The 12,313-nt window shown below is 31.0% G+C and carries 12 protein-coding genes; 9 read left to right on the top strand and 3 right to left on the bottom strand.

What is annotated here, in order from left to right:
• Positions 1 to 4: 4 nt before the first annotated feature.
• Entirely contained in the window at positions 5 to 223 is a 219-nt protein-coding gene (locus MK115_RS04420; RefSeq protein WP_079317651.1) for a DUF6447 family protein, read from the bottom strand.
• Positions 224 to 253: 30 nt separating this feature from the next.
• Positions 254 to 1,900, bottom strand: coding sequence for an ABC transporter ATP-binding protein (locus MK115_RS04415; protein ID WP_287609704.1), 1,647 nt, complete (start codon positions 1,898 to 1,900; stop codon positions 254 to 256).
• A 118-nt stretch (positions 1,901 to 2,018) separates the two neighbouring features.
• On the opposite strand from MK115_RS04415, the gene MK115_RS04410 reads away from it, so the two are divergent.
• Genes MK115_RS04410 through folP form a run of 3 tightly spaced genes read left to right on the top strand, consistent with a single transcriptional unit; the run spans position 2,019 to position 3,802 of the window.
• Positions 2,019 to 2,195: an RNA-binding S4 domain-containing protein gene (locus tag MK115_RS04410; protein WP_002807913.1), complete on the top strand. Its 177-nt coding sequence runs from the start codon at positions 2,019 to 2,021 to the stop codon at positions 2,193 to 2,195.
• Between the two features lie 52 nt (positions 2,196 to 2,247).
• Complete coding sequence (gene tpiA / locus MK115_RS04405) at positions 2,248 to 2,973, top strand: triose-phosphate isomerase (RefSeq protein WP_287609654.1); 726 nt, start codon at positions 2,248 to 2,250, stop codon at positions 2,971 to 2,973.
• Positions 2,957 to 3,802, top strand: a complete 846-nt coding sequence (gene folP, locus MK115_RS04400) for a dihydropteroate synthase (protein WP_287609652.1) — start codon at positions 2,957 to 2,959, stop codon at positions 3,800 to 3,802. The genes tpiA and folP overlap by 17 nt, the downstream gene beginning before the upstream one ends.
• A gap of 8 nt (positions 3,803 to 3,810) precedes the next feature.
• On the opposite strand, the gene MK115_RS04395 is transcribed toward folP, so the two are convergent.
• Entirely contained in the window at positions 3,811 to 7,821 is a 4,011-nt protein-coding gene (locus tag MK115_RS04395) for a magnesium chelatase subunit H (protein WP_287609651.1), read from the bottom strand.
• Positions 7,822 to 7,923: 102 nt separating this feature from the next.
• Between MK115_RS04395 and dapB the strand changes: the two genes are divergently transcribed.
• The 6 genes from dapB to MK115_RS04365 are packed head-to-tail and all read left to right on the top strand — an operon-like array spanning position 7,924 to position 11,948.
• Entirely contained in the window at positions 7,924 to 8,772 is an 849-nt protein-coding gene (gene dapB, locus MK115_RS04390; protein WP_287609649.1) for a 4-hydroxy-tetrahydrodipicolinate reductase, read from the top strand.
• Position 8,773: 1 nt separating this feature from the next.
• The gene (locus MK115_RS04385) at positions 8,774 to 9,415 is read left to right on the top strand and encodes a DUF8619 family protein (RefSeq protein ID WP_287609647.1); all 642 of its coding nucleotides are present in this window, start codon (positions 8,774 to 8,776) and stop codon (positions 9,413 to 9,415) included.
• A 19-nt stretch (positions 9,416 to 9,434) separates the two neighbouring features.
• Positions 9,435 to 10,589 (top strand): FAD-dependent monooxygenase, encoded by a 1,155-nt coding sequence (locus MK115_RS04380; protein WP_287609645.1) that lies wholly within the window; start codon positions 9,435 to 9,437, stop codon positions 10,587 to 10,589.
• A 5-nt stretch (positions 10,590 to 10,594) separates the two neighbouring features.
• Complete coding sequence (locus tag MK115_RS04375) at positions 10,595 to 10,792, top strand: DUF2949 domain-containing protein (RefSeq protein ID WP_025881567.1); 198 nt, start codon at positions 10,595 to 10,597, stop codon at positions 10,790 to 10,792.
• 39 nt (positions 10,793 to 10,831) lie between these two features.
• Positions 10,832 to 11,356 carry a DUF3038 domain-containing protein gene (locus MK115_RS04370; RefSeq protein ID WP_353847954.1) on the top strand — a complete coding sequence of 175 codons (525 nt, stop codon included), beginning with the start codon at positions 10,832 to 10,834 and terminating at the stop codon, positions 11,354 to 11,356.
• A 1-nt stretch (position 11,357) separates the two neighbouring features.
• On the top strand, positions 11,358 to 11,948 hold the full coding sequence (locus MK115_RS04365; RefSeq protein ID WP_287609642.1) for a DUF4335 domain-containing protein: 591 nt from the start codon (positions 11,358 to 11,360) through the stop codon (positions 11,946 to 11,948).
• Positions 11,949 to 12,313: the final 365 nt, after the last annotated feature.

Genomic DNA, 12,313 nt, shown 5'->3' with positions numbered 1-12,313 from the left:
AATTTTATTCTAAGTTTTTTAGTTTTTCTCTTAATTGATTAACTAAAGAGTTTCGACTAATTGAAAGTAATTTGAGAGTATCTTGATGCATCTTAAGTTGTGTCTCCGCTATTTGTAGTACTTTTATAGATTCTTTTATTTCATTAGAAAGTTCATTTATTAAATATTTTTTGCCTTCAAAGGTTAAAACTGGATTTGCAGAGTCATTTGTGTTTTCGCTCATGGATTTACTTTTTTAATAAATAAAATAGAACTATAATTTTTTAATCAATTGTTTTTCACATAATTCTTTATAAATTCCAGGTTTATTTATTAAATCAATGTGTTTCCCAACTTCAATAATTTCACCTTTATCGAAAACAACTATTTTATTGGCCTCTTGAGTAGTGGCTAATCTATGAGCAATTACAATAACTGTTCTATCTTTCATAGCTCTATTAAGTCCTTTTTGTACTTCAGATTCTGATTCTGCATCTAACGCACTTGTGGCCTCATCTAAAAGAAGAATTGAGGGGTTCCCAAGTATTGCTCTTGCAATTGCTATCCTCTGGATCTGACCACCTGAGAAATTTGATCCTCTTTCAGTTATCTCAGTTTCATATTTCTCAGGAAGCTTTTGAATGAAGTTGTGAGCGTTTGCTTTTCTTGCTGATTCTATAACTTCTTCTTTGGTGAAATTTCTGCCCATTCTTATTACATCAATAATTGTTCCTGAAAACAAAAAAGGCTGTTGTTGTACTAATGCAATGTTTTTTCTAATATCTTTTGTATTTAATATTTTGAGATTTTTATCATCTATAAAAATGTCTCCATTATTTGGAGTTATAAACTTTAATATCAAAGCCAACATTGTACTTTTACCAGCTCCAGAAGCTCCAACAAATGCTGTGACTTCCCCTCTTTTAATTTCTAAATTGATATTTTTAAGTACTTGATTATCTTTTTTGTAAGCGAAATTTACTTTCTTGAAACTTATTTTGCCTTCAAAATTGGATATCCTTCGTAAATTTTCTTTATCATCTTCGACAGGTTCTTGATTTATGTTTTTCAACCTTTTTATTGATGCTTCTGCCTGTTTATAGTCATTAAAATTTGTACTTACATGGCTTATTGGATCAATAAGCATTAATATTGCTGCAAAAAAACTACTAAATTCTTCGCTTGTTAGAAGGCCTAGATTGATTCTTGCGGCTCCTAAACCTAATATTGCTAATATTCCAAATGCTTCAACAAATCCTACAACTGGATGTTGAAATGCAAGTAGTTTTAATGTTTTATATTTTGCTTTTTTATTTGTACTTAATCTTTTATAAAATCTTTTCTCAATCCAATTTTCTGCAGCAAAAGCTCTTATCGTGGACATTCCATTTATAGATTCACCTATTAAACCTGCTAAATTACTTGTTGATTCTTGACTTTTTTCGGATGCTATTAAAACTCTTCTTCCAAAACTGTTAACTGAAAGAATAATCAATGGTGCTAAAACGAATGTTGATACTGTTAGTGACCAGTCTAAATAAAACATATAGATTATTACCGCTAACAACTGTAAAGTGCATGGAATAGTATCTTGAGCTGTTTTATAAATAACTTCGCTTACCCTGTCTGCATCTTCTGTAAGTCTATATGTGATGTCCCCGGCTGAAATATTTTCAACAGAATTCATCTTTATTTTTTGAATTCTGCTAAATAAATTTCCTCTCATCACTTCACTAATTTCTAAAGATGGTTTTGCTATGAATACATCCTGTCCAAATTGAGCAGTTTTCTGAACTAAAAATACAAATAAAGACTTAATTATTATGCTAGAAACTTTTGAGAGATCACCTGACCCAATTGCTGGGATTAAGTTTCCAGCTAAATAAGCTAATAAAGGCCAACAAGCTACGTAAATAAGCATGCATATAAAACCCTTGATAAACCTATTTGAATATGGTCTGACTGGTGGTATTAGTCTCAAGATATTATATATTTAATTGTTTATCCTACTTTATCAATATCTTTGGGTATAAAAAACAATGAAATTGGATCAATTCTTAAAATGGAAAAATTTGGTATCTTCTGGTGGCGAAGCAAAAATTTTTATTAAATCCGGTTCTGTTAAGGTTAATGGTGTAATTGAGACTAGGAGAGGAAGGAAGTTAAACAAGGGAGATAAAGTAATATTTCTAAAAAATGAATTAATTTTTGAATAGTTAGCTTATTCAACTCACTTTGTATTAGTATATTTTTCTTGGAGATAGTATTTTGAGAAAATCTGTAATTGCTGGTAATTGGAAAATGCACATGACTTGTGCTGAAGCTAAATCCTATTTAGAAGAGTTTATTCCTTTAATAAAAAACATAAAAGACGATCGTAAAGTTGTTATTGCTCCACCTTTTACAGCTATTTCAACCTTTTCTGATCATTCTGATTTTGATTATTTAGATATTTCTAGTCAAAATATTCATTGGGAAGATCAAGGAGCATTTACTGCAGAAATATCTCCAAAAATGCTTCTTGAACATGGTGTCTCATATGCAATCGTTGGACATAGTGAACCAAGGAAATATTTTAGTGAAAGTGATGAACAAATTAATAAAAGAGCAGTTTTTGCTCAATCTAGTGGACTTACTCCAATAGTTTGTGTAGGAGAAACATTAGAACAAAGAGAGAGAGGAGAAGCTGATAGAGTTATTACTAGACAGGTTGAACAAGGATTAGAAAATACAGATCCATCTAATTTAATTGTTGCCTATGAACCAATATGGGCTATTGGCACTGGTAAAACATGTGAGGCAGAAGACGCTAATAAGATATGTTCTTTGATTCGGAAATTAATAGGTTTTGATGATGTAATTATTCAATATGGAGGATCTGTTAAACCTAATAATATTGACGAAATCATGTCAATGAGTGATATAGATGGGGTGTTAGTTGGAGGGGCTTCATTAGATCCGAATAGTTTTGCGAGAATTGCAAATTATCAATAAGAAAAATCCATGGCCAAAAGGCTGGGGCCAAAAAACTTCAATTATGGGAGTTATTAATTTAACTCCTGATTCATTTAGTGATGGTGGGGAATTAAACTCTTCAAAAAAAGTTTTAGATCAAGTAAATCATTTCTTGAGCAATGGTGTTGATGTTATTGATCTTGGTGCTCAAAGTACGAGACCTGGGGCTGAAGAAGTTGGATCTAGTATAGAAATAAAAAGATTGATCCCATATCTAAAATTAATAAAATCTGAATTTCCAGATGTTTTAATTTCTATTGATACTTTTAATTCTGAAGTGGCTTACGAAGCTCTTTTAAATGGTGCTAATTGGATAAATGATGTCACGGGAGGAAGAAGAGATATAAAAATTTTGGATGTTGTATCAAAATTCAACTGTCCATTCGTCATAACTCATAGTCGTGGTAATAGTCAAAATATGAATCAACTCTCTAATTACCAGAATGTATTGAGTGATGTTAAGTGCTCGCTTGATAATTTAATAAAGAATGCTTTAGAAAAAAATATATCTGAAAGAAATATAATAGTGGATCCTGGAATTGGTTTTTCAAAGGATATCATTCATAATTTGGAAATCTTGAGAAACTTAGATGTATTTAAAAAATGGAATTTGCCAATTTTGATAGGTGCATCTAGGAAGAGATTTATAGGAGAAATTTTGAATGAGAAAAATCCAAAAGAAAGGGATATAGGAACACTTGCAATAAGTTGTCTTTGTTCTCAATTTAATATTGACATTGTGAGAGTTCACAACGTCAAACTAAATTATCAAATCCTGAAAGTAGCTGATAGGATTTACAGAAAATAATAAATTTATTATTCTTTAACTCCTTCGATTTTATCCTCTACCTCTTGGTATAGTTCTTTCAACTGTTCTATATTCTCATCTGAAGTTTCCCAATATCCCCTACCATTGACTTCTAGCAATGTTCCAACAATTCTTCTGAAACTATTAGGATTAAGATCCATTAATCTTTTCCTCATCTCTTCGTCATTTATAAATGTTTCATTAGTTTCTTCATATACAAAATTATCTACTTGACCACTTGTCGCACTCCAACCAAGAGTGTAATTAAGTCTGTTAGAAAGTTCTCTAACTCCTTCGTAGCCAGATTTGAGCATACCTTCATACCACTTAGGATTTAAAAGTTTTGTTCTTGAGTCTAATCTGATAGTTTCTCCAAGTGTTCTAACTTGAGCATTAGAAGTGGTTGTATCCGCTATGTAGCTACTTGGTTCTTTCCCGTCATCTCTTAATGTCTTGATCAATTTTGTTGGATCCGAATCAAAATAATGACTTACATCTGTTAATGAAATCTCTGAAGAATCAAGGTTTTGAAATGTAACATCTGCTGTTTTCATTACTGACTCAAATACCTCTCTTTTTTGATTCATCTCACCTGGATTATCGGCATTAAAAGCATATGTTTTGCGAGATAAATACATTTCTTGTAATTCATTTTCTTCCTCCCATGTTGAATTTTCTACGGCTAAATTAACATTTGAACTGTAACTTCCACTTGCATTAGAGAATACTCTCGCTGAAGCTTCTCTGATAGAAGTGCCTTCTTTTTCTGCTTGTTCTAGTGAATGTTTCCTTACAAAATTAGATTCCAATGGTTCATCAGCTTCAGCTGCTAATTTGACTGCCTGATCTATTAATGCCATTTGATTGATAAATAGATCTCTAAATACTCCTGAACAGTTAACTACTACATCTATTCTTGGCCTACCTAATTCTTCTAAAGGGATTAATTCTAGTTTGTTAATTCTTCCAACAGAATCTGGTTTTGGTTTTACCCCAACAAACCATAAGATTTGTGCCAGTGATTCTCCGTAAGTTTTGATGTTATCAGTACCCCATAAAACACAAGCTATTGTTTCAGGCCAAGTTCCTTGCTCTTCTTTTTGTCTTTCAATTAATTTGTCAACAACAGACTTTGCTGCAGCTACTGCTGCTGTAGTTGGGATTGATTGAGGATCAAGTGCATGGATATTTTTACCACTGGGCAAAACACCTGGATTTCTTATGGGATCTCCACCTGGTCCAGGTAAAACATAATTTCCATCTAGTGCTTTAATGAGGCTATCCATTTCTTTGTCTGCGCAGACCTGTTCCAGACAGAAAAGTAAGTAATCAAATAATTTATTTAATTCCTTCTGATTAACTTCATTAAATCCATTTAATCTGCAGACTCTTAGCCAAGGGGTAGGTAGATTTAGACCAAAAACTTTAAGTAAATCGAAAAGTTTGGAAAGAAGTGATTTTTCTAAATAAACTCTGCCATCAACAATTTTTAAAGAGTTGACCATCGCAAAAATCGACTCTCTTGCTGTCTTTATGATTTTTTCATTTAACTCTACAAATTTAAGTTCACCTTTATTATTACCATCATAAATTTGTTCAATAGTTAGACCGATGGATTCTGCGAGTAATCCAGGAAGAGATCTTAATCCTTCTTGTTCTCTCTCTAAAGATGCAATATTTACAAGTGTTGCAACAGCTTCTTCTGCTGTTGGAGCTTCTCCAATAGTATGAAGACCGCAAGGTAATAATCTACTTTCAATTTCCATCAACTGTTTATAGACATTACCAACAAATAAATCTCTTTCATCTATTGAAAGTTCTTCTACGTCTTTTGAAGGAAGCTCTACATCTTTGTCAAGGTTACATTGTTTAGAAGTCTCAACTATTGCATTAACAATTTGAATACCCCTGCTATTTTCTCTTAATTGTTGATAAGAACCAACGAGTTCACTTAGTTCTTTAAGTCCTTTGTAGAGTCCTGCATTTTCCGCTGGAGGAGTCAGATAACTAATAGTTGAAGCATATCCTCTTCTCTTCGCAATTGTTGCTTCAGATGGATTATTCGCAGCATAGTAATACAAATTAGGCAATGATCCAATGAGAGAATCCGGATAGCAAGTTTCACTCATGCCCATCTGCTTCCCAGGCATAAATTCAAGTGAGCCGTGAGTTCCAAAATGAAGAACAGCATCAGCCCCCCAGATTTTTTCTACATACGTGTAATAAGCAGCAAAACCATGATGAGGACTAGCACTTCTTGAATAGAGCAATCTCATGGGATCACCTTCATAACCGAATGTAGGTTGAACTCCTATAAAAACATTTCCAAAATGTTTTCCATAGATAAGAAGGTTTTGTCCGTCACTATTAAGGTTCCCAGGAGGTTTACCCCAATTCTCTTCAAGTCTTTGTGAATATGGTGTGAACTCTTCGTATTCTTTTACTGACATCTTATGAGCAATATTTAACTCTGGAGAGCCATCCATCGCTTCAGGGTTGTTAATTACTTTTTCCATTAATTCTTTTGAATTACTTGGAAGTTCATCTATTTGATATCCTTTCGATTTCATTTCAAGAAGTACTCTATAAATTGAACCAAAAACATTCAAGTATGCTGCCGTACCAACATTTCCTTTGTCTGGTGGAAAACTAAATACTGTGATGGCTAATTTTTTATCCTTTCTTTGTTTAACTCTTAAAGTTGACCATTTTATTGCTCTTTCAGCTATTACATCAACTCGATCTTGGAGCGTATGCGCCTTACCTGTAGCATCATCACGACCTGAGAGAATAATAGGTTCAATAGCACCATCAAGCTCTGGAATTGCAATCTGAAGTGCTACCTGAACAGGGTGTAAACCTAGATCACTATCTTCCCATTCTTGTGTGGTTTGGAAGACTAATGGAAGTGCAACCATATAGGGTCTGTTTAACCTTTTTAGGGCTTCAATAGCTTTAGGATGATCTTGTCTTGCTGGCCCACCAACTAGTGCAAATCCTGTTAGAGATACAACTCCATCTACTATAGGTTGATCCTTATTTATGGAATCATAATAAAATTCATTAACTGGTTTAGAAAAATCTAGACCTCCACAGAAGATAGGTAGTACTCTCGCACCTCTGTATTCCAATTCTTGAATAACAGCAACGTAATGAGCATCATCTCCCGTAACGATATGACTCCTTTGAAGCACTAAACCTATTGTTGGAGTTTTGTCATCTTTAGGATTTATATCTTTCCTATTATTTTCCCAATTTTGATATTCTTTAAGACTTTCAAACATGCAAGGAGCAAGAGGATGCCAAATTCCTAAATCTGGGAATGTTTCAGGGTCTTGAATTTTGAATTCTTCTATTTGATCTTTTATGATCTCTGAAACAGCGTACTTTTCAGAAATCATTAACAAGAAGTTTTTTAAGTTCTCAGTGGTACCACCTAACCAGTACTGAAAACTCAGAATAAATGTTCTAGCATCTTGAGCTTTTTCTACTGGTAGATATTTAAGTATTGAAGGTAGTGTATTTAATAACTTCAACATTGAATCTTGGAAACTTGCTCCATCAGATTCTTTTTTCTTTTTTATTAAATCTCCAATAATACTTTTAGATTGACCAAGTTGGGCCATACTAAATGAACCTAGCTTATTTAATCTCATTACCTCTGGCATGGAGGGGAAAACAATTGATGCTTTAAGTTTGTCTTTAAATGGAGATACTGCATCAACCACTTTTTGAGCAAGGTCTTCAATGAAAATTAGAGAAGCAACGAATATATCTGCATTAGCTATATCTTCTTTAAAATCTTCAAAATTACTATCATTCCTAAGTTCTTCGATAAGATAGCCGCTAAGGTCTATACCTATTGGCCCATTCATCTTATTTATTGACTTTGCAGCTTCCGTTAAGGAATTTTGGTATTGTGGCTCAAGGACAACATAAACTGCTTTTATTACAACTTTGTGTTTGTTATCCTCAACAGGAGATACTCTGCGGTTTGCTGAGCGGACCTGCGTAAACATTGATTTTCTTTAAGTATTTCTACCAGCCTACGAATGAAAAGACGTTATTGTGTGCAATATAAATAGCGTGTAACAACCTTTAAAAAAAAATTTTTTAAAAAAATGATTGAAAATTCTAAAAAACCTATACCAGTACTAGTATCCGGAGCTTTAGGCAGAATGGGTAGCGAAGTTGTTAATACTGTATTAAATTCTACAGATTGTGAACTTGTTGCAGCAATCGACATAAACGAAAAGAACAATGGCTCAAATATTTCTGAATTATTGAAGGTAAAAAATTGTGATGTTTTTGTTTCAAATGATTTTGAAGGAACTTTATGTTCTGTTAGTCAAAATTATAGAAATGAAAATATCAAACCTGTGCTGGTTGATTTTACTCATCCTGATTCTGTATATGAAAATACCAGATCAGCTATTGCATATGGTGTATCACCAGTAGTAGGAACTACAGGTCTAAGCCCTTCGCAAATACAAGATTTGTCTGTTTTTGCTCAGAAAGCATCGGTTGGTTGTGCAATAATTCCTAATTTTTCAGTAGGTATGGTTCTTCTTCAGCAGGCGGCATCGGTAGCTGCAAGGTTTTATGACAATATTGAATTAATAGAGATGCATCATAATCAAAAAGCTGATTCTCCTAGTGGGACGTGTATAAAAACTGCAGAAATGATTGAAGAATATCCAAAGAAATTTAATCAGAATTTAGTAAAAGAGTCTGAGTCATTGAAAGGTGTACGGGGTGGGCTCAGAGATTCAGGAATTAATATACATTCTGTACGATTACCAGGATTACTCGCTCATCAGTTAGTAATTATGGGATCTCCAGGTGAAACTTACACAATTAAGCATGACACTATTGATAGAAAGGCATATATGCCAGGAGTTTTACAGGCTATTAAAAAAATTGGTAATTATGAAACTTTAGTTTACGGACTTGAAAAATTGATTTTTTAAAATGTTAATTCCAATTAATTCAAGTCAAATTTCAAAACTTATTCCTGCAGTTGGTACAGGAAGTCAATTTAAGTACGCGTTGGGGAATCCGAGAAAAATTCTTCAAAGAGTAATAGTTTCTTCAATTGGTGGATTTATCTCATTAATTATTAGTTCGACTGGAGATCAAACTAATAATTTCTGGTTATTCCTATGTGTAGGTTTCTTTTTGTATATCATCTGGGGCCCAATTCTTGAATCAAGTAGAAAAAATTTGCAATTAAGAAAATATAAATTTTTTTCTATATTTGATGGCTATGTATCAGATATCTATAAAACAGAAAAGATTGAAAGTTCAAGAGAACAATCTAATAGGCAAGGTCGATTAGAAGTTATCGAAAACAAAAGGACTTGGTTAGTACTTGAATTAGAAGATGAAGATGGTTATTTGGAAAAATTAAGTTTTCCTATGGAAAATAAGCACAGTCAAATTAGGGTGGGTTCGAGTATTAGATGTTTAATAACATCTGATAACCGTAATTTTGACAGAGATTTTTATTTGACCGATGCTTGGCTTCCTGAAATTAACTTATGGGTTGGTGAGTACCCCTATTTATTAAGACCAGCATTTGAGGAAATTTGCTATATTTATTTGAATAGATAGTTGATGCTTATATAATCTGATGAAAAATAAATTCAATTTTAAAATTGTTGGATCAGGTCCCACAGGTTTATTACTTTCAATTGCACTTTCAAAATTTGATTGCAATATTTTTTTAACTGATTTATTAACAAAAGATAGATTAATTGATAAAGATAAAACTTATGCAATTACTCACTCAACAAGAAAAATCTTATCTAAATTCAGACTTTGGGAAAAATTAGAACCATTTTTATTTGGCTTTGATACCCTTTCAATTTCAGATAGCGTAACTTCTGCTTTTACCAATTTATCAACTTCTGACTTAGATGATGATATAAGTTCTGCTGAAAATATTGGCTGGGTAGTTAAACATTCGGATCTCATGAACGTATTTTTTCAAGAGATTGATAATTATGAAAATATTTTTTTTATGACACCACAGAGATTGTTACGTAAAAAAATATTATTTGATTATCAATTCTTTTCAACAGGAGCAAACTCACTTGATAAAAAATTCTTAGATTTTGTTGATATAAAAAAATCTTATAGTCAGTCTTGTTTAACTTTTAAAGTTTCTCTTAGAGGTCATTGTGAAAAGCGTGCTTATGAAATTTTTAGAAAAGAAGGCCCACTTGCATTATTACCTTTAGAAAAAAACTTATATCAAGTAATTTGGACTTCCAGTACATTAAAGGCAATTGAAAGGTTGAATTCTGACAAGAATTTTTTAATGGATAATTTATCAACAATCTTGCCAGATGAATTTAAGTTGGACCAAATAATTGGCGAATTTAATATTTTTCCTGTTTCATTATCCTTAAATTTACCAGTTTTAAATTTTAAAAAATTAGTTTTTGTAGGAGATGCATTTCATACATTTCATCCTGTTGGTGGTCAGGGTCTAAATACTTGTTGGAGAGATGTTAATACTATTTATGATCTTTTTAATAAAAATACTGCTATTACTAAAATGCAATTGATATTATTTAAATTTAAGTATTTTTCAAGCAGAATTTTAGATATTATTGTCACTATTTTTATAACTGACTCGTTGATATCAATTTTTGCTAATCGAAACGTTTTTTTATTTCCAATAAGGAAATTTTCATTTTTACTTTTAAATAAATTTCTTTTTACAAGAAAATTAGTCCTTAATCAAATGACTAAATCTCTCATTTACTCAAGTATTAAATAGAATTCATGAATAATTATTTATCTAGAGAAATGATAATTTATTTATTTAATGTATTAGGTTTAGATGAATCTACTATTGAACTTGGTATAAAATTATCTATAAAAAATAACACTCCATTACCAATATTATTATGGAGTTATGGAATGCTAACTATTGAAGAACTAGATAAGTTATATTCATTTTTATTTCAAAAAATGGATTAATAATTCTGTTATAATTTGTCCATATTCTAATAAAGAACAATTACAGTTTTAACTAGAGGAAATCAGGTATCAAGAAAATCTATAGAGAAGCTTGATTTATTATTATTAATACTAGAAACTATTGACTTAAATGGTATCCAGTCCCTTTACGCCTTATCAAATAGACTTAATCTAAATAATGTTTTACCAAATAAAGTGACTATTTGGAAATTAAGGAACAATAATCCATTGAGAAAATCTTATGTTACTAACAATATTAAACTTAACGAATTCGATGCCTTAATTAGAATTACAGTTGAAATGTCTAAATATTTATATCCTTATATCAGAGAGATACTGAAATCTAAAGAAGATATTGAAGAGAATTCAGTTATTTGGAATGATTTTAATAAGAGATTTATTGAGTTGATTAAAGAGAGATTTAATATAGATAGTATGAGAGTGAAAAAGCTTTTAAATCAAGCTGAAAATGATGAGATTATCATAAAATCTTTGCTTATTTTATCTTTTTGCATTTCAAATCAGGGTTATCAAAAGTTGAAGAATTTTTTATACGATTTTTAATATGATGCAAAATAAATTGTCATTTCATCAATCTTCAGTAAGTCTCGAAATAATCGGATTGCCAGATTATTCCAATAATGAAAATAAAGATCAAATATCTATAATTTCTCAATGGAAATTAACCATAGTTGATAAACCACTTATTGAAGGCAAAATTGAACATTTAGGGCCTATTATGGATGCTTTTTATATTTATTCAAATCTTTTAATCAAAAACGAAATTCCAATATATGAGTCTAAATTAATCGATATAAAAGCCGATAATCTCCACATACATAATATTGTTCTCAAGAGCTCTAAAGCAAATGTAAAGCCTTTAGTTCTAAAGATTGGTAATTCATTGCTTTCAGATACCATAAATTGTTTTGATCAGTTAAATGAATCGCCAAAAGTAAGAATAAAAAAAACTGATATACCTACTAACATTCCTAAAAAATTAAGATTTGGGTTAAATAAAAAAGTTAAATTTTTCAATTTCTTTATTCCACCGTTTATTGCAATTTGCTCTTTAATTCTATTCTCTTCTTCTTTTATTTATTTTTATAGTCCTTTTGAAAATATAGAAAAAAAAGAACTAATAAATCCTGAATAAAGAGCAATTAGCATCTTAAATACAAACACGATACTATAGGTTAATTTCTTTTCAGAGTTATTCAAATTTTTTCTTTGAGCTTTGATTTATGGCAGATTTAAACATCCCAAATTTGAATATTAAACCTGATAAATATATTTTTAAAAAAAAATTAAATTTAAGAAGAAAATCTAAAAGAAGACTATTTACTGAATCTTTCTTTTTGTTTATTTTGAGTGTTTTATTAGTTTATATAAATTATTTAATTCCTAATAAAAATTTGCTGTTACAAAATCTACCTTCGACATTTAATAAATCTTTTTTATTATTGATTGATCTCTTTTCATATCTCTATGAGATATTTTTGGTGATTTTTATTTTTGTAT

The organism is Prochlorococcus sp. ALOHA_ZT_50 (assembly GCF_022447305.1).
Lineage (GTDB): Bacteria > Cyanobacteriota > Cyanobacteriia > PCC-6307 > Cyanobiaceae > Prochlorococcus_A.
This window is presented reverse-complemented; position numbering and strand designations above follow the sequence as displayed.

Excerpts from the sequence above, each read along its gene's own strand:
- MK115_RS04380 (WP_287609645.1), top strand. The coding sequence starts at position 9,435 with ATGAAAAATAAATTCAATTTTAAAATTGTTGGATCAGGTCCCACAGGT.
- MK115_RS04420 (WP_079317651.1), bottom strand. The coding sequence starts at position 223 with ATGAGCGAAAACACAAATGACTCTGCAAATCCAGTTTTAACCTTTGAA.
- MK115_RS04410 (WP_002807913.1), top strand. The coding sequence starts at position 2,019 with ATGAAATTGGATCAATTCTTAAAATGGAAAAATTTGGTATCTTCTGGT.
- MK115_RS04365 (WP_287609642.1), top strand. The coding sequence starts at position 11,358 with ATGATGCAAAATAAATTGTCATTTCATCAATCTTCAGTAAGTCTCGAA.
- MK115_RS04395 (WP_287609651.1), bottom strand. The coding sequence starts at position 7,821 with ATGTTTACGCAGGTCCGCTCAGCAAACCGCAGAGTATCTCCTGTTGAG.
- dapB (WP_287609649.1), top strand. The coding sequence starts at position 7,924 with ATGATTGAAAATTCTAAAAAACCTATACCAGTACTAGTATCCGGAGCT.
- MK115_RS04375 (WP_025881567.1), top strand. The coding sequence starts at position 10,595 with ATGAATAATTATTTATCTAGAGAAATGATAATTTATTTATTTAATGTA.
- MK115_RS04385 (WP_287609647.1), top strand. The coding sequence starts at position 8,774 with ATGTTAATTCCAATTAATTCAAGTCAAATTTCAAAACTTATTCCTGCA.
- MK115_RS04415 (WP_287609704.1), bottom strand. The coding sequence starts at position 1,900 with ATGCTTATTTACGTAGCTTGTTGGCCTTTATTAGCTTATTTAGCTGGA.